The 19342-nt window shown below is 64.0% G+C and carries 20 protein-coding genes; 6 read left to right on the forward strand and 14 right to left on the reverse strand.

Annotated features, from left to right (window positions below; translation table 11 throughout):
- Positions 1-152 precede the first annotated feature (152 nt).
- Positions 153-794 (reverse strand): glutathione S-transferase, encoded by a 642-nt coding sequence (locus tag VMJ11_RS03210; protein ID WP_325616832.1) that lies wholly within the window; start codon positions 792-794, stop codon positions 153-155.
- 120 nt (positions 795-914) lie between these two features.
- On the opposite strand from VMJ11_RS03210, the gene VMJ11_RS03215 reads away from it, so the two are divergent.
- The 6 genes from VMJ11_RS03215 (at position 915) to VMJ11_RS03240 (ending at position 7416) form a co-directional block, all read left to right on the forward strand.
- Positions 915-2477, forward strand: coding sequence for a 3-hydroxyacyl-CoA dehydrogenase (locus tag VMJ11_RS03215; RefSeq protein WP_325616834.1), 1563 nt, complete (start codon positions 915-917; stop codon positions 2475-2477).
- Positions 2474-3262 (forward strand): oxepin-CoA hydrolase, alternative type, encoded by a 789-nt coding sequence (locus VMJ11_RS03220; RefSeq protein WP_325616836.1) that lies wholly within the window; start codon positions 2474-2476, stop codon positions 3260-3262. The genes VMJ11_RS03215 and VMJ11_RS03220 overlap by 4 nt, the downstream gene beginning before the upstream one ends.
- Positions 3263-3273: 11 nt before the next feature.
- Positions 3274-4002, forward strand: coding sequence for a histidine phosphatase family protein (locus tag VMJ11_RS03225; protein ID WP_325616838.1), 729 nt, complete (start codon positions 3274-3276; stop codon positions 4000-4002).
- A gap of 110 nt (positions 4003-4112) precedes the next feature.
- Complete coding sequence (locus VMJ11_RS03230) at positions 4113-5240, forward strand: phosphotransferase (protein WP_325616840.1); 1128 nt, start codon at positions 4113-4115, stop codon at positions 5238-5240.
- Between the two features lie 88 nt (positions 5241-5328).
- A complete protein-coding gene (locus VMJ11_RS03235; RefSeq protein WP_325616841.1) occupies positions 5329-6588 on the forward strand; it encodes an acyl-CoA dehydrogenase family protein in 1260 nt (419 codons plus the stop codon).
- 126 nt (positions 6589-6714) lie between these two features.
- Positions 6715-7416 carry a glutathione binding-like protein gene (locus tag VMJ11_RS03240; protein ID WP_325616843.1) on the forward strand — a complete coding sequence of 234 codons (702 nt, stop codon included), beginning with the start codon at positions 6715-6717 and terminating at the stop codon, positions 7414-7416.
- 78 nt (positions 7417-7494) lie between these two features.
- Here VMJ11_RS03240 and VMJ11_RS03245 read toward each other — a convergent pair whose 3' ends face one another.
- From VMJ11_RS03245 to nuoI, 13 genes are all read right to left on the reverse strand, one after another.
- Positions 7495-7947 carry a MaoC family dehydratase gene (locus VMJ11_RS03245; RefSeq protein ID WP_325616904.1) on the reverse strand — a complete coding sequence of 151 codons (453 nt, stop codon included), beginning with the start codon at positions 7945-7947 and terminating at the stop codon, positions 7495-7497.
- Positions 7948-7961: 14 nt separating this feature from the next.
- Positions 7962-8456 (reverse strand): MaoC family dehydratase, encoded by a 495-nt coding sequence (locus VMJ11_RS03250; RefSeq protein ID WP_325616845.1) that lies wholly within the window; start codon positions 8454-8456, stop codon positions 7962-7964.
- Between the two features lie 39 nt (positions 8457-8495).
- Entirely contained in the window at positions 8496-9620 is a 1125-nt protein-coding gene (locus VMJ11_RS03255) for an acyl-CoA dehydrogenase (RefSeq protein WP_325616847.1), read from the reverse strand.
- A gap of 11 nt (positions 9621-9631) precedes the next feature.
- A complete protein-coding gene (locus tag VMJ11_RS03260) occupies positions 9632-10840 on the reverse strand; it encodes an acyl-CoA dehydrogenase family protein (protein ID WP_325616849.1) in 1209 nt (402 codons plus the stop codon).
- A gap of 67 nt (positions 10841-10907) precedes the next feature.
- Positions 10908-11342: a DUF1178 family protein gene (locus VMJ11_RS03265; protein ID WP_325616851.1), complete on the reverse strand. Its 435-nt coding sequence runs from the start codon at positions 11340-11342 to the stop codon at positions 10908-10910.
- A 233-nt stretch (positions 11343-11575) separates the two neighbouring features.
- Positions 11576-12166, reverse strand: a complete 591-nt coding sequence (locus VMJ11_RS03270) for an NUDIX hydrolase (RefSeq protein ID WP_325616853.1) — start codon at positions 12164-12166, stop codon at positions 11576-11578.
- 125 nt (positions 12167-12291) lie between these two features.
- Entirely contained in the window at positions 12292-12594 is a 303-nt protein-coding gene (locus tag VMJ11_RS03275) for a DUF2818 family protein (RefSeq protein ID WP_325616855.1), read from the reverse strand.
- Positions 12594-14066 carry an NADH-quinone oxidoreductase subunit NuoN gene (gene nuoN, locus VMJ11_RS03280; RefSeq protein WP_325616857.1) on the reverse strand — a complete coding sequence of 491 codons (1473 nt, stop codon included), beginning with the start codon at positions 14064-14066 and terminating at the stop codon, positions 12594-12596. Before nuoN ends, VMJ11_RS03275 begins: the two co-directional genes overlap by 1 nt.
- Before the next feature lie 24 nt (positions 14067-14090).
- Complete coding sequence (locus VMJ11_RS03285; RefSeq protein WP_325616859.1) at positions 14091-15590, reverse strand: NADH-quinone oxidoreductase subunit M; 1500 nt, start codon at positions 15588-15590, stop codon at positions 14091-14093.
- A 13-nt stretch (positions 15591-15603) separates the two neighbouring features.
- Complete coding sequence (nuoL, locus tag VMJ11_RS03290) at positions 15604-17658, reverse strand: NADH-quinone oxidoreductase subunit L (RefSeq protein ID WP_325616861.1); 2055 nt, start codon at positions 17656-17658, stop codon at positions 15604-15606.
- A gap of 11 nt (positions 17659-17669) precedes the next feature.
- Positions 17670-17975, reverse strand: coding sequence for an NADH-quinone oxidoreductase subunit NuoK (nuoK, locus tag VMJ11_RS03295; protein ID WP_006052894.1), 306 nt, complete (start codon positions 17973-17975; stop codon positions 17670-17672).
- A 17-nt stretch (positions 17976-17992) separates the two neighbouring features.
- On the reverse strand, positions 17993-18673 hold the full coding sequence (locus VMJ11_RS03300) for an NADH-quinone oxidoreductase subunit J (RefSeq protein WP_325616864.1): 681 nt from the start codon (positions 18671-18673) through the stop codon (positions 17993-17995).
- A 174-nt stretch (positions 18674-18847) separates the two neighbouring features.
- Positions 18848-19336 (reverse strand): NADH-quinone oxidoreductase subunit NuoI, encoded by a 489-nt coding sequence (nuoI, locus tag VMJ11_RS03305; protein WP_325616866.1) that lies wholly within the window; start codon positions 19334-19336, stop codon positions 18848-18850.
- Positions 19337-19342 lie beyond the last annotated feature (6 nt).

Here is a 19342-nt window from a genome sequence, read left to right on the forward strand (position 1 = left end):
GCTTCGCCAAGCAGGAGAGCACGCTCGCGACCGCGCTCGAGCGGCTCGCACGGCTCTGAGCCCCCTCTCGCGCGATGAATCCGCGAACGGCAGTGCGTTCCCGATCATCGCGCGCGAGGCGAGGCAACGGGGCGCGCAAGGCCCCGTCACGCTTACGAGTTCGCCTCGATGTACGCCTTGCGATCGGCGTTCACGCGCTGCGCCGCCGGGCGCTCGCCGATCCGCTTGATATACGACTTCCAGTCGATGCCCGCGTCGGCGAGGAAATCGCTGCCGTAGATCGTCTGCGTCGCGCGGCCCACGAGCGGCAGGCTCACGAACGCCGCCGCATCGGCCACGCCAAACTGATCGCCCGCCACGTAAGGCGCGAACTTCGCGAGCCGCTTGAAGCTCGCCACATAGCGGCGCAGACGCTTTTCCATCGTCGCCTTGACCTCGTCACTCGCCTTCCCGCCGAAGAACGCCTCGCCATAAAGCTCACGCGTGGTGAGTTCGAGATGCGTCTCGATGAACGTGATGAGCTCACGCTCCTTCGCCGCCTGCCACGGATCCGACGCGAAAATGGGCTTGTCCGGGAAGCGCGCAGCCAGATATTCGACGATCACTTGCGATTCGCACAGAAAACCCTGCTCCGTTTCGATATAGGGCACCTTGCCGGCGGGAGAATGGGCGAGTTGCGCCTCGCCAAGGGGCAGCTTCGTCGTCACCTCCTCGAACGGGATGCCGTGCTCGAGCAGCACGAGCTTGACCTTGTTGTAGTAGTTCGAGAGCGCAAAACCATGGAGCTTGATCATCCGTATGACCTCCTTGAGAGCGGCTCGCAGCCCGCAACGAATTTGCAGACCCGCGCCGAACCTTTTTCATGAAATTGTACGACCGTGCTATTCTAGGCCAATCATGGAGCCAGGCTTCCAATGACTTCCCATCATTTCAACATTGAGACAATCGGCATCGTCGGCACCGGCGCAATGGGCCGGGGCATCGCCCAGATCGCCGCACAGGCGGGGCTCGCAGTGCGCCTCTACGATACGAATCCGCAAGCAACCGCCGCCGCGCGCGACTATCTCGCCGACACCTTCGCGAAACTCGCGGCAAAAGGCAAGCTCGACGAGCACGCCGCGAAGGCCGCACTCGAACGCGTCGCCGGCGCGCATACGCTCGACGACCTCGCGGGCTGCGATCTCGTGATCGAGGCGATCGTCGAGAATCTCGAAGCGAAGCGCACGCTCTTTCGCGAACTGGAAACCGTCGTGAGCGGCAACTGCCTGCTCGTCTCGAATACCTCCTCGCTGTCCATCACCGCCATCGCCGCCGCGTGCAGCGACCCGTCGCGCGTCGCGGGCTATCACTTCTTCAACCCCGTGCCGCTCATGAAGGTGGTCGAAGTGATCGACGGCCTGCGCAGCGACCCGGCGGCCGGCGACGCGCTGATGAGCCTCGCGCGCCGCATGGGCCACACGCCGGTGCGCGCGAAGGACATGCCAGGCTTCATCGTCAATCACGCGGGCCGCGGCATGAATACCGAAGGCCTGCGCGTGGCGGGCGAAGGCGTGGCGAGCTTCGTCGAGATCGATCGCATCATGCGCGAGCAGGCGGGCTTCAGGCTCGGACCTTTCGAGCTGCTGGACCTGACCGCGCTCGACGTCTCGCATCCCGTGATGGAGTCGATCTATCACCAGTTCTATGAGGAGCCGCGCTTCACGCCCTCGCCCATCACGGGCGTGCGGCTCGCGGGCGGACTCGTCGGCCGCAAAGTGGGCGAAGGTTTCTATCGTTATGTCGACGGCAAGCAACAAGTGCCCGACGAACCGGCCGCGCCCACTGCGCTGCCGGCGCGCGTCTGGGTGAGCCGCGGCAACACCGTCGCGCGCGGCGCCATTCTCGCGCTCGCCGCGAAGGCCAGCGTACCGGTCGACGAAAGCGACACGCCCTCCGCCGACGCGCTGATCGTGGTCGCGCCACTCGGCCTCGACGCCACGACCGCCGCGCTCGACGAGCAACTCGACGCGAGCCGAGTGGTCGCCATCGACACGCTTTTCCCGCTCGATACCGCGAAGCGCCGCACGCTGATGACGACGCCCGCCACCACGCGCGCCGCGCGCGACGCCGGTCACGCGCTCTTCGCCGCCGATGGCGTGCCCGTCACGGTGATCCGAGACTCGACGGGTTTCGTCGCGCAGCGCATCGTTGCGACGATCGTCAACATCGGCTGCGACATCGCGCAAAAGGGCATTGCCACGCCAGGCGACATCGACCTCGCGGTCACGCTCGGCCTCGGCTACCCGCGCGGTCCGCTCGCACTCGGCGACGCGCTCGGCGCGCGCACGATCCTCACGATCCTGCGCAACATCCACTCCGTGCTCGGCGATCCGCGCTATCGCCCGTCACCGTGGCTCGCGCGCCGCGCACAACTCGGCCTTTCCCTGACACAACCCGACGCAGCAGACGTCAACGCATCGAACGAGGCACCGCAATGAGCGCCGAACTCCGCAGCACCCGCCCCGAAGGCCATGAATCGACACTCGTCCTGACGCTGTCGAACCCCGGCGCCCGCAACGCGCTGCACCCCGACATGTACGCCGCAGCCATCGAGGCCTTCGACGCCGCCGAGCGCGACACGTCGCTGCGCGCGATCGTCCTCACGGGCGCGGACAACTTCTTCTGCGCGGGTGGCAACCTGAACCGCCTGCTCGAAAATCGCGCGAAGGACCCCTCGGTGCAAGCCGCCAGCATCGACATGCTGGCCGCATGGGTCACCGCCATGCGCCAGTCGAGCAAGCCCGTGATCGCGGCAGTCGAAGGGGCGGCCGCGGGTGCGGGCTTCTCGCTCGCGCTCGCCGCCGATCTGCTCGTCGCCGCCGAAGACGCGAAGTTCGTCATGGCCTATTCGCGCGTGGGCCTCACGCCCGACGGCGGCGGCTCGTGGTTTCTCTCGCGCGTGCTCCCGCGCGCGCTCGCGTTCGAGCTGATGGTCGAAGGCAAGCCGATCGCCGCGCCGCGCCTCGCGGAACTCGGTGTCGTGAACCGGCTCGCGAAGCCGCAATCGGCGCTCGACACGGCGCTCGCCTGGGGCGACGAACTCGCGAAAATCTCGCCGAACTCGGTGGCGCGCATCAAGGGCCTCACGAACGTCGCCGACACGCAACCGCTCGAAGCACAGCTCGCCTCCGAACGTGAAAGCTTCGTCGCCTCGCTGCATCACCGCGACGGGCTCGAAGGCATCACGGCGTTCCTCGAGAAGCGCGCGCCCGTCTACAGATAAGCCATAACCCCATGAGCGAATACCAGTTGCCCGAGCGCCGCCGCCTCTACCTGATGCGGCACGGAGACGTCACCTACTTCGACGACACGGGTCGCGCAATCGACCCGGACACCGTCCCCCTCAACGAGCACGGCTGCGCCCAGGCAACGGCTGCTGGCGAGTCGTTCGCCGCACAGGGCGTGCACTTCGATCGCGTGATCGTGAGCGGGCTGCGTCGCACGGTCGAAACCGCGCAACGCGTGCTCGCGGCAACCGGCCAGCCGATCGAGCTCGAAGTGCAGCCGGCATGGCAAGAGATTCGCGGCGGCCGCCTCGTCGCGATTCCCCCCGCCGAAATCGAAGACGCGTTCCTGCGCGTGTTCGACGGCCTCGTGCCCGAGCACACGCGCTTTCTGGGCGGCGAGACCATCGGCGAACTGCTCGACCGCGTGCTCCCGGCGCTGGCTGCGCTGCGCGCGGATCCGTCGTGGGACACGGCGCTGCTCGTGCTGCACGGCGGCGTGAACCGCGCGATTCTCTCGCATGCCATCACGGCAGGCGGCCGCGCGTTCTTCGGACATCTCGCGCAGGCCACCGGCTGTATCAATGCGCTCGATGTCGGGATCAAGCCAGAGGACTGGGTCGTGCGCACGCTCAACTACGCGCCGCCCTCGCCGCTGCACCGCGACGTTCGCAACACCACGATGGAGATGCTTTACGCGCAATACCTGCGCTATCGCCCGCAGGTCGACCGGAGTTAGCGTTTCGGCTGTTGGCCGGAGTCAGTGCTTTGGCATTGACTCCGGACCCATGCAGGGCGCTTGCTCCGGTCCCATAGCGAGCGACACACCATAAGAGAAGGGAGACGCACATGGCGCAAGCCACCCCGGATGGAGACACTCAAAAAGCAGCGCAAACGCGCACCGACTACTCGGCCTTCGAAGGCACGCGCCCGGTCGCCGAGCGCCAGCGCTTCGACACCGAGGCGCTGGCCGCCTGGCTCACCGCCCACGTGGAAGGCTTCGAGGGTCCGCTCACAGTCGAGCAATTCGCCGGCGGCCAGTCGAACCCAACGTTCAAGCTCGTCACGCCCGGCCGCACCTACGTGATGCGCGCGAAGCCGGGGCCGAAGGCGAAGCTGCTGCCTTCGGCGCATGCGATCGAACGCGAATATCGCGTCATGCACGCACTCGCTGCGACCGACGTGCCGGTGGCGAAAATGCTCGCGCTCTGCGATGACGAAGCGGTGATCGGCCGCGCGTTCTACGTGATGCAGTACGTCGAGGGCCGTGTGCTGTGGGATCAGTCGCTGCCCGGCATGACCCGCGAGGAGCGCGGCGCGCTCTACGACGAAATGAACCGAGTGATCGCGGCGCTCCACAACGTGAAGCCCGAAACCGTGGGCCTTGCCGACTATGGCAAGCCCGGCAATTATTTCGCACGCCAGATCGATCGCTGGAGCCGCCAGTATCAGGCCTCCGAAACGGAGCCTCTCGACGCGATGCATCGCCTCATCGAATGGCTGCCGCAGCACTTGCCCGATGAGTCCGGCAACGGCGGCTCGCGCGTGTCGGTCGTGCACGGCGACTACCGGCTCGACAACCTGATCTTCCACCCGAGCGAGCCGCGCGTGCTGGCCGTGCTCGACTGGGAGCTCTCCACGCTCGGCGATCCGCTCGCCGACTTTTCGTATCACTGCATGGCGTGGCACGTCGATCCCGCACAGTTCCGCGGTATTGCAGGGCTGGACTGGCAGGCGCTCGGCATTCCCGACGAGGCCCACTACGTGCAACGTTATTGCGAGCGCACCGGCCTCGAGATTCGCGGCGACTGGAACTTCTACCTTGCGTACAACATGTTCCGGATCGCGGCGATTCTGCAGGGCATCATGAAGCGCGTGGTGGACGGCACGGCCGCGAGCGCGCAGGCGCTCGACGCGGGCCGCCGCGCGAGGCCGATGGCCGAGCTCGCCTGGCGCTACGCGCAGAAGGTTCGCTGACCTTAGTCATACTTACGAATTGTCGGTATCCGGTCCTTAACGGGACTCCCTTTTTTCCTGGTCACTGCATCGCTTTGCGAGGTCACTGATGAACTTCGATTACTCCCCGAAAGTGCAGGCGCTGCGCGAGAGGCTGCTCGCGTTCTTCGACGAACACATCTATCCGAACGAGGCCATCTTCCACGAGGAAGTCGAGCGCAATCGCGCGAACGGCAACGCGTGGGTGCCCACGGCGATCGTCGAACAGTTGAAAGAGAAGGCACGCGAGGCGGGGCTGTGGAACCTCTTCCTGCCCGCCTCCACTCGTGGCGCTGGACTCACGAATCTCGAATACGCGCCGTTGTGCGAGATCATGGGCCGCGTGCACTTCGCACCCGAAGTGTTCAACTGCAGCGCGCCGGATACCGGCAACATGGAGACGATCGAGCGCTACGGCACCGAGGCGCACAAGCAGCAATGGCTCGAGCCGCTGCTGCAAGGCCAGATCCGCTCGGCCTTCCTGATGACTGAGCCCGACGTCGCGTCCTCCGACGCGACGAACATCCAGACTCGCATCGAGCGCGATGGCGATGACTACGTGATCAACGGCACGAAGTGGTGGTCGTCGGGCGCGGGCGACCCGCGTTGCGCGATCTACATCCTGATGGGCAAGACCGAGCCCGACGCGCCGCGCCATGCCCAGCAATCGATGATCCTCGTGCCCTCGGACACGGCCGGCATCACCGTGCGCCGCCCGCTCACCGTGTTCGGCTACGACGACGCACCGCACGGGCACATGGAGATCACGCTCGAAAACGTGCGCGTGCCCGCATCGAACATTCTGCTCGGCGAGGGCCGCGGCTTCGAGATCGCGCAGGGCCGCCTCGGGCCGGGCCGCATCCACCACTGTATGCGCCTGATCGGCCTCGCGGAGCGCGCGCTCGAATTCATGGCGAGGCGCGCCCTCTCGCGCGTGGCGTTCGGCAAGCCGGTCGCCTCGCAGACGGTCACGCAGGAGCGCATTGCCGAGGCGCGCTGCATGATCGAGCAGGCGCGCCTGCTCACGCTCAAGACCGCGTACATGATGGACACCGTGGGCAACAAGGGCGCGCGCGGCGAGATCGCCATGATCAAGGTGGTCGCGCCGAACATGGCCTGCCAGGTCATCGACTGGGCGATGCAGGTGCACGGCGCGGCCGGCGTGAGCGGCGACTTCCCGCTCGCCTATGCCTATGCCTCGGCGCGCACGCTGCGCTTCGCGGACGGCCCCGACGAAGTGCATCGCAATGCCATCGCCAAGCTCGAACTCGCGCGCTACCTGGACGCCGGGGCAGCCTCGCGGGTGGAAATGCCCGTCACCCGGTCGTAAGCCCACAAGCGCAGCAGGGGCGCTCATGCGCCCTCTGCGAGTGGCGCCGATCTATGCTAATTTGCGCCAGATCTGGCGTCGTGGCAGGGTTTGCGGCGCCTTTTCATAGGGTGCCAAGGAGCCACGATGATCGATGTCTACAGCTGGGCCACGCCGAACGGTCACAAAGTCCATATCATGCTCGAGGAAACCGGCCTCGAGTACCGGGTGCATCCGGTCGATATCGGCGCGGGCGACCAGTTCAAGCCCGAATTCCTCGCCATCAGCCCGAACAACAAGATTCCGGCGATTACCGATTCCGAAGGTCCGCGCCGCGCCGACGGCAAGCCGTTTTCGCTGTTCGAGTCGGGTGCGATCCTGATCTATCTCGCCGCGAAGACGGGCCGCTTCATGCCCGAAGACCTCGCCGCGCGCTACGACGTGCTGCAATGGGTGATGTTCCAGATGGGCGGCCTCGGCCCCATGCTCGGCCAGGCGCACCACTTCCGCATCTACGCGCCCGAGAAGATCGACTACGCCGTCAATCGCTATACGAATGAGGCGAAGCGCCTCTACAACGTGATGGAGACGCAGCTCGGGAAGACCGAATATCTGGCCGGCGACGAGTACACCATCGCGGATATCGCCGCCTTCCCGTGGACGCGCTCGTGGCAGAACCAGGGCATCGACCTCGATGCGCTGCCCAACGTGAAGCGCTGGCACGAAGCGATCGCGGCGCGGCCGGCGGTCAAGCGCGGCGTCGAGGTGCTCGCGAACGTGCGCAAGCCGCTGATGGACGAGAAGGCGAAGGAAATGCTGTTCGGCGCGACACAGTACGCCAAACACTGAAGCTCCGTTCGCTGCTGCAAAACGAGCAAGGGGCGCCCGCCTCGCGGCAGAGCGCCCCTTTTTATCGAGCCCGCAGACCTAGAAATAGTGCCGCGTGATGAACTCGGCCACGCAGGCGGGCCGCTCGCTGCCCTCGCGCTCGACGCACACGTCCCAGACGACCTGCACGCCACCGCCTTCCAAGTCGCTCGCTTCCTTTACCGCGATGCGCGCGCGCACCTTCGCGCCCACCGGCACCGGCTGCGTGAAGCGCACGCGGTTCAGGCCGTAGTTCACGCCCATGCGCTGGCGCATCTGCAGCGTGGCGCCGAGCAGTGCGGGAATCAGCGAAAGCGTGAGGAAGCCATGCGCGATCGGGCCGCCGAATGGCGACTCGCGGCGCGCGCGCTCGGCGTCGACATGGATCCACTGATGGTCGCCCGTCGCATCGGCAAAGCCGTGTACGTCGGCTTCGCTCACCTCGCGCCAGCCGCTCACGAGCGGCGATGCGCCGATGAGCGCACGCAGCGCGGCGGCGTCGGCGATCTGCATGATGTCGCTTTCGCTCACGATGCGCCCCCCTTCGAGTTTTCCAGCGAATTTGCCCGCGAATCTGCCGGATCACGCAAGCCGAACAACGCCTTCGAGCGCACTGTGACGATCAGTTCGCCGTGCTGGTTGTGCCCCTCCCACTGCGTCTCGACGATGCCGCGATCGGGCTTGCTTGCCGAAACGCGCTTGCTGAGGATCGTGTTCGTCATCGTGAGCGTGTCGCCGACGCGCGTGGGCTTGAGCCAGCGAATCTCGTCGACACCGGGCGAGCCCATCGAGGTCGAATCCTTCAGGAAGTTGCGCACGAGCATGCCCATCATGACCGAACAGGTGTGCCAACCGCTGGCCACGAGGCCGCCGAACATCGACGCCTCGCCGCCCGCCTCGCTCAGGTGGAACGGCTGCGGATCGAACTGCTCCGCGAAGTGCACCACCTCGTCGCGCTCGAAAGTGTGCGAGCCGACCCCATAGCGCTTGCCCACTTCGAGATCTTCGTAACTCAAACCCATCCCATGCTCTCCGCTTGTCTGCCTCGCCTGCGCCGCGCCTCACGCAGCATGCGCAAAACCCGGCAGCGAGGCAAAGCGCGCAAGATGATGATCGACGTCGCCGAGCGTCGTTTCGATGATCGCAAGGCGCTTGAACAGGTGCGCCGCCGCGACTTCATTAGTAACGCCCATGCCCCCGTGCAGTTGCACCGCCTGCTGGCCGATGAAACGCGCCGCTTGACCCACGCGCGCCTTCGCCGCCGAAATTGCTCGACGCCGCTCGTCGGGCGACTCGCTACTGTAGCGCGCAGCGGCAAGGTACGTCAGCGAACGAGCCTGCTCGGCATGGATCAGCATCTCGGCCATGCGGTGCTGCAGCGCCTGGAAGCGCGCGATCGGCACGCCAAACTGCTGGCGCGTCTTCGTGTATTCGACGCTCGCGTGATTGAGCGCGTCCATCGCGCCCACCGCTTCCGCGCACAGCAGGAACGTGGCGTAGTCCGCAACCCGCTCCCACGTCGCCGCGCCGGTGTGGGCGTCGCCGAGGCGGCGCGCCCTGGCGTCCTTGAACGTGAGCGTCGCGGCGCGCTGGCCGTCGATCGTGCGGTAGTCGCTCACCTCGACGCCCTTCGCATCACGCGCGACGACGAAAAGCGCCACCTCGCCCGCAAGCCGCGCGGCCACGATCCAGTAGTCGGCCTGCGCGCCATGCTGCACGACGGACTTCACACCCGTGAGTGCGAAGCCGTCGCCAGTTTCCTTCGCCTGCGTTTCGAGCGAAAACAGGTCGTAACGCGCCTCGGGTTCATGAAACGCCACGGCGAGCTTGACCTCGCCTGAAGCCACGCGCTCGAGCAGCCCCGCATTTTCGGCCGTCGATGAGCCCGCGAGCTTGATCGCCTCGACGCCCACCACAGTCGCCCAGTACGGCTCGATCACGAGCGAGCGACCCAATTCCTGCATGACCACCAGCATGTCGAACGGCGCGCCGTCGAAGCCGCCCTGCTCGCCTGGCACCGGCAGCGCCGTGAGGCCGAGCTCGACGAAAGCCTTCCAGTGCTCGCTCGAGACGCCCGCAGGTGTCTTCACGATCGCCTGGCGCGCTTCGAAGCCGTAGTTCTTGTCGAGATAGCGACGCAGCGCGTCGGCGAGTTGCTGTTGCTCTTCGGTGAAATTGAAGTTCATTGCGCCGCTCCTCAAATCCCCAGAATCATCTGCGCGATGATGTTCTTCTGGATTTCGTTCGACCCGCCGTAAATCGACGTCTTGCGATAGTTGAAGTAGTAAGCCGCGAGCGGAGCCGCGTCGTCGTCGCCACCTGCCGCGTGCGCGCGCTCGCCCTCGAGGAAGGCCGGATCGAACGGCGCCGCAAGCGGGCCGACCGCATCGACCATCAGTTCGGTCAGCGCCTGCTGGATCTCGGTTCCCTTGATCTTGAGCATCGACGCCTCGGGGCCGGGGCCGCGTCCGTTCGATGCGCTCGCGATCACGCGCTCGGCGGTGACTTCGAGCGCCATCAGCTCGATTTCGACGGCCGCCACACGCGCCGCGAACACGGGATCTTCGAGCAACGGCTTGCCGTTCTTCTTCTGCTTGAGCGCGACACCCTTGAGGAACGCGAGCTCGCGGTTCGATGCGCCCACGCGCGCGATGCCCGTGCGCTCATGGCCGAGCAGATACTTCGCGTAGGTCCAGCCGCGATTCTCCTCGCCGACGAGGTTTTCCACCGGCACCTTCACGTCCTCGAAGAACACTTCGTTGACCTCATGATCTTCGTCGAGCGTGATGATCGGGCGCACGGTGATGCCGGGCGTCTTCATGTCGATCAGCAGGAACGAGATGCCCTCCTGCTTCTTCGCGGCGGGGTCGGTGCGCACGAGGCAGAACATCATGTCGGCGTGCTGGCCCAGCGTCGTCCAGGTCTTCTGGCCGTTCACAACATAGTGATCGCCCTCGGCGCCGTGGGCCAGGACGGCGCGCGTGCGCAGCGAGGCGAGATCGGAGCCAGAACCTGGCTCCGAGTAGCCCTGACACCACCAGTCTTCGCCGGAGAGGATACGCGGGAGATAGCGGCGCTTTTGCGCCTCGTTGCCGTACTTCATGAGCACGGGCGCGACCATCGAAACGCCGAACGGCAGGACCATCGGCGCACCGATGCGGCCGCACTCGGCATCCCAGATGTGGCGCTGCGTTTCCGTCCAGCCTGGACCGCCCCATTCGACGGGCCACGCGGGCGCGGACCAGCCGCGCTGGCCTAGCAGCTTGTGCCAGCTGGCGATATCGTCGCGGGAGAGGCGTTTGTGGTTGAGAACCTTGTCGCGCAGCGCTTGAGGCAGGTTTGCCTCGAGCCAGGCGCGGATTTCGGCGCGAAATGCGTCGTCGGCGGGGGTGTAGTCCAGATCCATGCGCAGTGTCTCCTGGCCGCGGCCGGTGCGGAGTGAACCCCGCGCCGCGGCGAAGACCCGCATGGCTTTATTGCAGCGGACCCTTCAGCGCGGCCGGAACCGGCAGCGGCATCACATCGATGCCTTCTTCGACGAGAGCTTGCGCATCTTCCGCGGAAGCGACTCCACGGATGCTGCGCGACGGCGCTTCGTTGTAGTGAATGCGCCGCGCCTCCTCGGCGAAACGGTCGCCCACGTTCTCCGTCTTCTCGAGGACCTCACGCATCACACGCATCGCGTGCGCCTGCCACTGAGTTGCCTGCTCGCGAGGCGACGCGTGCGGCGTCTCACTCGCGCCAGACAGGTTCAGCCGGGGCGCGGACGGCAAGCGGCTCACACTCGTGGCGCCGCACATCGGACATTCAACCAGCTTGCGAGAGAGTTGCGACTCGAAGTCGTCAACCGATGCAAACCAGCCTTCAAACCGATGGCCGTCTGGACACTGTAAATCGAGGACCTTCATGGGGAATCGAGGCTTGCGGTGAGTTTAGCGCAAATCGTAAATTTGTGAACGATCGTTCGAAAAAAATCCTGGTGCCAACCACCCGGGATTTTCCCGGGGTCTCGATTGTAGCGCCACCGGAGCGTGCGCGCTGAAGGCGCTTCGCTGCGGGGCTCGTCGGCGCACAAGCGCAGAAACGACGACGGCGGCCATGCGGGCCGCCGTCGATCGAACTGCGAAGCGCGTCAAACGCCTCAGCCCTGCTCCGGCTTCGCCAGCGGCCACGCACCCGAGAGCGCCTTTTCGAGCCAGAACGTGCCGATGATCGTCTTCACATCGGTGATCCTGCCGGTGCGCACCCATTCGAGCAGTTCGGGAACCGTCGCCGTGAAGGTCTCGAGAAACTCGCCGTCGTCGAGTTGCGCCGTGCCCGCCGTCAGGCCGCGAGCGAGATAGATATCGATGAATTCGGTCGAGTACGAGATCACGGGGTGGATCTGCGTGAGGTAGACGTACTCGCGCGCCGTATAGCCCGTCTCTTCCTTGAGCTCGCGAATGGCACACGCAAGCGCACCCTCCTGCGGATCGAGCTTGCCGGCCGGGAACTCGGTCATCACGCGCGCAAGCGGATAGCGGTATTGGCGCTCCATCAGCACACGCCCGTCGTCGAAGAGCGGAATCACCATCACCGCGCCGGGATGCTGGACGAACTCACGCGTCGCGTGCTTGCCGTCCGGCAGCGCCACGACGTCGCGCTTGAGGGTCAGAAAATTGCCCGCGTACAGCGTCGTGCTTTCCACGCACGTCTCGGCGAGCGCCAGGTCGTGTTGATGATGTTCAGCCATGTTCAGCCTCGGGGATGCTCAAAAAGTCGGGAAAAACGCGGGCGCGCCGCTTGAATTGGGATCTCTCAAATGCAGGTCGAACGGCGGGTCGAACTGCGCGAACCGGCTGCAAGCCGGAGCGCGCATCACGCCGGGCGGCGTTTGACGAGATATTGCCAGGCGAAGCCGGGGAACGCGAACACGACAAAAAGACTGAAGGTGATCGCGTAAAACTGCCAGCCCTGGTCGAAGCGGTTACCGGCGCGCGCCTCCAGAAGGAAGCCGAACGCACCGACCACAAAATACAGCACGATCACTTCAGCGATGCGAATCCACGCGCTCTTCTTCGGTGCGCGAAGCGGCACCACGCCGAACAATCGTTGGTTGAGAAACGGCACGTTGGCGCCCGCGAGCGCCAACAGCACGATGAACCAGCCCGCTGCCGACATTAGAGCGGCAGCGTATGCGAAACGGCCTGCAGACAGAGCGACATCAGCGGACCCGGGATGATGCCGAGCACGAGCACGGCCACGCCGTTGAGCGTAAGCAGCGCGCGGTTGAACGCATGGCCCTCGATCGGCGCGGTGTCCTGCGGCGCGTCGAAGTACATCAGCTTGACGATGCGCAGGTAGTAGAACGCGCCGAACAGCGACGTGATCACCGCGAGCACGGCGAGCCACGTGAGGCCCGCGTTCATCGTCGCTTCGAGCACGGCGAGCTTCGCGTAGAAGCCAACCGTCGGCGGAATGCCGGCGAGCGAGAACATCATGAGCATCATGACGAACGCGAACACGGGGCTGCGCTGGTTCAGGCCCTTGAAGTCGTCGAGCGTTTCCGCCTCGAAGTCGCGGCGTGCGAGCAGCATGACAATGCCGAACGCGCCGAGCGTCGTGATCAGGTAGATGATGCTGTAGAACATTGCCGAACTGTACGCGCTGGCAGCACCCGTCGCCTTGTTGTCGACAATGCCGGCGAGCAGGCCGAGCAGCACGAAGCCCATATTCGAGATGGCCGAGTACGCGAGCATGCGCTTGACGTTGCGCTGCACGATACCCGTGATGTTGCCGACGATCATCGAGAGCGCGGCGAGGATGATGAGCATTTGCTGCCAGTCGACGGCGAGCGGCAGCAGGCCCATCACGAGGAAGCGCACGGCCCACGCGAATGCCGCGACCTTCGGACCGCCGCCGGTGAGCAGCGTCATGGCTGTGGGCGCGCCCTGATAGACATCGGGAACCCACATGTGGAACGGCACCGCGCCCATCTTGAACGCCACGCCCGCCACGATGAACACCACGCCGAACAGCAGGACGATGTCGTTGATGTGGCCGGAGGCGACGGCCTTGAACACTTCGTTCAGCTCGAGCGAGCCGGTCGCGCCGTACAGCATCGAGATGCCGTAGAGCAGGAAACCCGATGCGAGCGCACCCAGCACGTAGTACTTCATGGCCGCTTCGTTCGACTGCGTCGCGTTACGACGCAGTGCGATGACCGCATAGAGCGAAAGCGACATCAACTCGAGGCCGAGATACAGCGTGAGGAAGTTGTTGCCCGAGATCATCACGATCTGCCCGAGCAGCGAGAACATGCCAAGCAGGAAGAACTCGCCCCGGAACATGTCGCGGTCTTCGAGGTACTTGCGCGAGTACACGATCGACACGGCATAGCCGAGCGTAACCACCGCTTTCATCGCGCTCGCGAACGGGTCGACCACGTACATTCGCGTAAAGAAGTAGCTCACGCGCGGATCGAACGCGAGGACCGCAAACCAGATACCGGCTACGACACTTGTGAGCAGCGCGATGAAATAGGTCGTGCGCCGGCCCGAGGGACCGGTAAACGTGTCGTTGAGCCACGCAACGACGAGACCGGTCATAACCAGTGCGTCGGGCAGCAGAGCGTTCATAGGGGCGTTTGGCATGATCTTTGAGTCCTCCGCTCGGTATTACTGTGACAGCGGCAGTTTCGACACTGCGACGTGGGAGAGGAGGTTTTCCACGGAAACGTGCATCACATCGGTAAAGGGCTTCGGGTAGATGCCCATGAAAAGCGTAAACAGCGCGAGCACCGCAAGCATGAAGTATTCGCGACCGTTGATGTCCTTCAGCTCACGAACGTGATCGTTCGTGACCGCGCCGAAGTACACGCGCTTGTACATCCACAACGTATAGGCTGCACCGAGGATCAGCGTGAACGCCGCCCCGAAAGCGATCCAGAAGTTGAACTGCACTGCCGCCAGAATCACCATGAATTCGCCAACGAATCCCGAAGTGCCCGGCAGGCCGCAATTAGCCATCGCGAACAGCATGACCAGCGCGGAGAACTTCGGCATGGTGTTGACGACGCCGCCGTAGTCGGCGATGTCGCGCGTGTGCATGCGGTCGTACAGCACGCCGATACACAGGAACATGGCGCCCGAGACGAAGCCGTGCGAGATCATCTGGATGATGCCGCCTTCCATCGCAAGCTGGCTCGACGGGCCGAACATAAAGAAGCCGAGCGTGACGAAGCCCATGTGGGCAATCGACGAGTACGCGACCAGCTTCTTCATGTCCGCCTGCACCATCGCCACGAGGCCGATGTAGATCACAGCGATCAACGACAGCGTGATGATGACCGGCGCCAGGTAGTGACTCGCATCCGGCGTGATCGGCAGCGAGAAACGCAGGAAACCGTATGCGCCGAGCTTGAGCATGATGGCGGCCAGCACGACCGAGCCACCCGTCGGCGCTTCGACGTGCGCGTCCGGCAACCACGTGTGGACCGGCCACATCGGCACCTTGACGGCAAACGCGAAGAAGAACGCGATGAATAGCAGGATCTGCGGCGTCATCGAAAGCTTCGCGGCCTGCCAGGTGGCAAGGTCGAAGGTTCCTGTTTCGCGATAGAGGTACAGCAACGCGACCAGCATGAGCAGCGAGCCGGCCAGCGTATAGAGAAAGAACTTGAACGCTGCGTACACGCGGTTCGGTCCGCCCCACACGCCGATGATGATGTACATCGGAATGAGCGTGGCTTCGAAGAACACGTAGAACAGCAGACCGTCGGCGGCGCAGAACACGCCGATCATCAGGCCCGACAGGATGAGGAACGCCGAGTAGTACTGCGCGACGTTCCTCTCGATGACCTGCCAGCCCGCGATCACGACGATCACGGTGATGAGCGCCGTGAGCACGACGAACCACATTGCGATGCCGTCGATGCCCAGGTGATACGTAATATTGAACCGCTCGATCCAGACCGACTTCTCCTCGAACTGCAGGGCAGCCGTAGTCGTGTCGAAGCCCGTAACGAGCGGAATGGTAACGAGGAAACTAAGCACCGAACCGATGAGCGCGAGCCAGCGGTCCGCGCTCGGGTTCCTGCGAGAACCCACTACAAGAACGATGATGCCGAAAATGATCGGCATCCATATCGCAATACTGAGAATCGGGGTTGCGTGCATGCGTTTCCTCGCCTTATTTGCCGCCGAGCGTTACAAACAGGGTAAGGAGGCCAAGCATGCCAATGATCATGGCGAATGCGTAGTGATAGATATAGCCGGATTGCAGGAAACGAATGACAGTTGCAAACCAGCCGATAAACTTGGCGCTCCCGTTTACGACGCCGTCGATCACGACGACATCGCCCTCCTTCCACAGACCGCGACCGATAGCGACCGCTCCGCGAGCGAAGACGATTTCGTTGATCTTGTCGAGGTAATACGCGTTTTCCAGCAGCTTGTAGACCGGCGAGAACGTGCGCGACACGACAGCCGGCAGATCCGGGCGCTTCATGTAGAAGAACCACGCCACCACCACACCCGCGAGCGCGAGCCACACCGGCAGACCCGAGAACGCATGCGCGCCCATCGCGGCCCAGCCCTGGAATTCCTGACCCATCTCAGCGAGCGCTTCGTGGTTCTGCCCAACGAAGATGACGTCCTGGAACGCCACGCCATGCGAGAAGAAACCGCCATAGAGCAACGGCTGGATCGCGAACGCGCCGGCGATCACCGAAGGAATTGCGAGCAGCACGAGCGGCACCCAGATCACCCACGGCGACTCGTGCGGCACGTGGACGTGGTGATCGTCGTGGCCGTGGCCATGACCGTCGTGAGCGGCATGGGCCGCTTCGATCGCCATCGGCGATTCGGGGTGCTTCGGACCGCGGAAGCGCTCTTCACCGTGGAACACGAGGAAGTACATACGGAACGAGTACAGCGCCGTGACGAACACGCTCGCGACCACCGCGAAGTACGCGAAGCCCGAACCCGGCAGGTGCGAGAGCTTCACGGCGTCGATGATCGAATCCTTCGAGTAGAAGCCCGAGAAGAACGGCGTACCGATCAGCGCGAGCGAACCGATGAGCGACGTGATCCACGTGATGGGCATGTACTTGCGCAGGCCGCCCATGTTGCGCATGTCCTGATCGTGGTGCATGCCGATGATGACCGAGCCCGCGCCGAGGAACAGCAGCGCCTTGAAGAACGCGTGCGTCATCAGGTGGAAGATCGCGACCGGGTAAGCCGAAACGCCAAGTGCGACCGTCATGTAGCCGAGCTGCGAGAGCGTCGAGTACGCGACCACGCGCTTGATGTCGTTCTGGACCACGCCAAGGAAGCCCATGAAGAGCGCGGTGATGGCGCCGATCACGACGATGAACGAGAGCGCGGCCTCCGAGAGTTCGAACAGCGGCGACATGCGCGCGACCATGAAGATACCGGCCGTGACCATGGTTGCCGCGTGAATCAGCGCGGAGATCGGCGTCGGGCCTTCCATCGAGTCGGGCAGCCACACGTGCAGCGGGAACTGCGCCGACTTGCCCATTGCACCGATGAACAGACAGATACACGCGACCGTGAGCAGATTCCACGAGGTGCCCGGGAACGTCAGCGCGGCGATTTCGTGGCCCTTCGCGAACACGTCGTTGTAGTTCAGCGAGCCGCCGTACGCGAGCAGAAGACCAACGCCCAGCAGGAAGCCGAAGTCGCCCACGCGATTCACGAGGAACGCCTTCAGGTTCGCGTAGATGGCGCTCTCACGCTTGAAGTAGAAGCCGATCAGCAGGTACGAGACGAGACCCACCGCTTCCCAGCCGAAGAACAGCTGCAGGAAGTTGTTGCTCATGACGAGCATCAGCATCGAGAACGTGAAGAGCGCGATGTACGAGAAGAAGCGCTGGTAGCCCTCTTCGTCCGCCATGTAGCCGATCGTGTAGATGTGCACCATCAGCGACACAAAGGTCACAATGACCATCATGAGCGCCGTCAACGAGTCGATGAGGAAGCCGACTTCGAACTTCAAGCCCCCCACCGACATCCATTCGTAGACGGTCGCGTTGAAGCTCGCGCCGCCCATCACGTCGAGCAGCGTGATGCACGAAAGCACGAAGGCTATCGCCACGCCGAGAATGGTGACCGTATGCGCGCCCGCGCGCCCCACCGTCTTGCCGAACAAACCGGCAATGAGAGAACCGGCGAGTGGCGCTAGCGGGATCGCCAGCAATAAGGTTTCGTTGAGTGTTGTTGCCATAGCAGCCTGCCTTAGCCTTTGAGCTGATCGAGGTCCTCGACGTTGATCGTGTCGAGGCTGCGGAACAGGGTCACAAGAATAGCCAGACCAATCGCGGCTTCCGCTGCCGCAACAGTTAGCACGAAGAACACGAAAATCTGTCCGTGAACGTCACCGAGATAATGCGAGAACGCGACGAAATTCGTGTTCACCGCCAACAGCATCAGCTCAATCGCCATCAGGATGATGATGACGTTGCGCCGATTGAGAAAAATGCCAACGATCGAGATCGCAAAGAGGATCGCGCCGAGGACGAGATAATGGGCCAGGGTCAACATGATTCGCTCCTCTCTGCTTAGCTCTTCGCGCCGGCTGCGGGCGGGGTTGCCGCCGCGGCATCGGCATCGGTTGCCTGCGCGACTTCCGGAACTTCCTTCACGGGTTTCATCTTCACGAGGCGCACGCGGTCCTGGCGACGCACGTTGATCTGCCTCGAAACGTTCTGGCGTTTGGCGTCCTTCGGCTCGCGCACGGTGAGCGCGATGGCCGCGACGATCGCCACCAGCAGCACGAGGCCGGCGACTTCGAAGGCGAAGATGTAGTCGGTGTAGATGATCTTGCCGATCAGGTGCGTGTTCGATACCGCCGAAGCAGCCGCTGCCGAGGTGTCGGGCACCGGCGTGCTCGTCGCGCCGTAGCCGTGCCACAGGATCAGCGCGGTTTCGACCACGATGATCGCGCCCACGATGGTCGCCACCGGGATGAAGCGCTTGAAGTCGCGGCTCAGCACGTCGATGTTGATGTCCAGCATCATCACGACGAACAGGAACAGCACCATCACCGCGCCCACGTAGACGAGAACCAGCAGGATCGCGAGGAATTCCGCCTCGAGCAGCATCCAGATCGCGGCCGCGTTGAAGAACGCGAGCACGAGAAAGAGCGCCGACGAGACAGGATTGCGCGAGGTGATCACCTTCAGCCCTGATAGCGTGAGCAACAGCGCGAAGATGTAGAACAGAACGGTCGTGAATTCCATGATTACTGGTTCATCGTTGAGGCCATCGTGAAGCGAATTGCGCGACGCAGACTGGCGGCCAGACCTGTGAGTGTCGCGCCGCGGCGGTCAGGCTGCGGCTTCGCGGTACTTTTACAGCACACGCGTTCCCCGCAGCCGGCCCGAACCGCGGGCCGATGCAGCGTCAAACTGAGATCAACGGTACGGTGCATCCGCTGCCTTGTTCGCTGCGATCTGCGCTTCGTAGCGATCGCCGACGGCCAGCAGCATTTCCTTCGTGAAATACAGATCGCCGCGCTTCTCGCCGTGATACTCGAGAATGTGCGTTTCGACGATCGAATCGACCGGGCAGCTCTCTTCGCAGAAGCCGCAGAAGATGCACTTGGTCAGGTCGATGTCGTAACGCGTCGTGCGGCGCGTGTTGTCCTCGCGCACTTCCGATTCGATCGTGATGGCGAGCGCGGGGCACACGGCCTCGCACAGCTTGCACGCGATGCAGCGCTCTTCGCCATTTTCATAGCGACGCAGCGCGTGCAGACCGCGAAAACGCGGGGAAATCGGCGTCTTTTCTTCCGGAAACTGCACGGTGAACTTGCGCTTGAAGGCATAACGGCCTGTCAGCGCGAGGCCCTTGAGCAACTCGGTCAGGAAGAACGTCTTGAAGAAGTTTTGGATAGCGTTCATTTCGTC

This window comes from Paraburkholderia sp. (genome assembly GCF_035501035.1).
Lineage (GTDB): Bacteria > Pseudomonadota > Gammaproteobacteria > Burkholderiales > Burkholderiaceae > Paraburkholderia.

Excerpts from the sequence above, each read along its gene's own strand:
- VMJ11_RS03255 (WP_325616847.1), bottom strand. The coding sequence starts at position 9,620 with ATGAACTTCAATTTCACCGAAGAGCAACAGCAACTCGCCGACGCGCTG.
- nuoN (WP_325616857.1), bottom strand. The coding sequence starts at position 14,066 with ATGCCAAACGCCCCTATGAACGCTCTGCTGCCCGACGCACTGGTTATG.
- VMJ11_RS03270 (WP_325616853.1), bottom strand. The coding sequence starts at position 12,166 with ATGGCTGAACATCATCAACACGACCTGGCGCTCGCCGAGACGTGCGTG.
- VMJ11_RS03260 (WP_325616849.1), bottom strand. The coding sequence starts at position 10,840 with ATGGATCTGGACTACACCCCCGCCGACGACGCATTTCGCGCCGAAATC.
- nuoK (WP_006052894.1), bottom strand. The coding sequence starts at position 17,975 with ATGTTGACCCTGGCCCATTATCTCGTCCTCGGCGCGATCCTCTTTGCG.
- VMJ11_RS03220 (WP_325616836.1), top strand. The coding sequence starts at position 2,474 with ATGAGCGCCGAACTCCGCAGCACCCGCCCCGAAGGCCATGAATCGACA.
- nuoI (WP_325616866.1), bottom strand. The coding sequence starts at position 19,336 with ATGAACGCTATCCAAAACTTCTTCAAGACGTTCTTCCTGACCGAGTTG.
- VMJ11_RS03250 (WP_325616845.1), bottom strand. The coding sequence starts at position 8,456 with ATGGGTTTGAGTTACGAAGATCTCGAAGTGGGCAAGCGCTATGGGGTC.
- nuoL (WP_325616861.1), bottom strand. The coding sequence starts at position 17,658 with ATGGCAACAACACTCAACGAAACCTTATTGCTGGCGATCCCGCTAGCG.
- VMJ11_RS03215 (WP_325616834.1), top strand. The coding sequence starts at position 915 with ATGACTTCCCATCATTTCAACATTGAGACAATCGGCATCGTCGGCACC.
- VMJ11_RS03245 (WP_325616904.1), bottom strand. The coding sequence starts at position 7,947 with ATGCAGATCGCCGACGCCGCCGCGCTGCGTGCGCTCATCGGCGCATCG.
- VMJ11_RS03230 (WP_325616840.1), top strand. The coding sequence starts at position 4,113 with ATGGCGCAAGCCACCCCGGATGGAGACACTCAAAAAGCAGCGCAAACG.
- VMJ11_RS03285 (WP_325616859.1), bottom strand. The coding sequence starts at position 15,590 with ATGCACGCAACCCCGATTCTCAGTATTGCGATATGGATGCCGATCATT.
- VMJ11_RS03240 (WP_325616843.1), top strand. The coding sequence starts at position 6,715 with ATGATCGATGTCTACAGCTGGGCCACGCCGAACGGTCACAAAGTCCAT.
- VMJ11_RS03275 (WP_325616855.1), bottom strand. The coding sequence starts at position 12,594 with ATGTCGGCAGCGGGCTGGTTCATCGTGCTGTTGGCGCTCGCGGGCGCC.
- VMJ11_RS03210 (WP_325616832.1), bottom strand. The coding sequence starts at position 794 with ATGATCAAGCTCCATGGTTTTGCGCTCTCGAACTACTACAACAAGGTC.
- VMJ11_RS03235 (WP_325616841.1), top strand. The coding sequence starts at position 5,329 with ATGAACTTCGATTACTCCCCGAAAGTGCAGGCGCTGCGCGAGAGGCTG.
- VMJ11_RS03300 (WP_325616864.1), bottom strand. The coding sequence starts at position 18,673 with ATGGAATTCACGACCGTTCTGTTCTACATCTTCGCGCTGTTGCTCACG.
- VMJ11_RS03225 (WP_325616838.1), top strand. The coding sequence starts at position 3,274 with ATGAGCGAATACCAGTTGCCCGAGCGCCGCCGCCTCTACCTGATGCGG.
- VMJ11_RS03265 (WP_325616851.1), bottom strand. The coding sequence starts at position 11,342 with ATGAAGGTCCTCGATTTACAGTGTCCAGACGGCCATCGGTTTGAAGGC.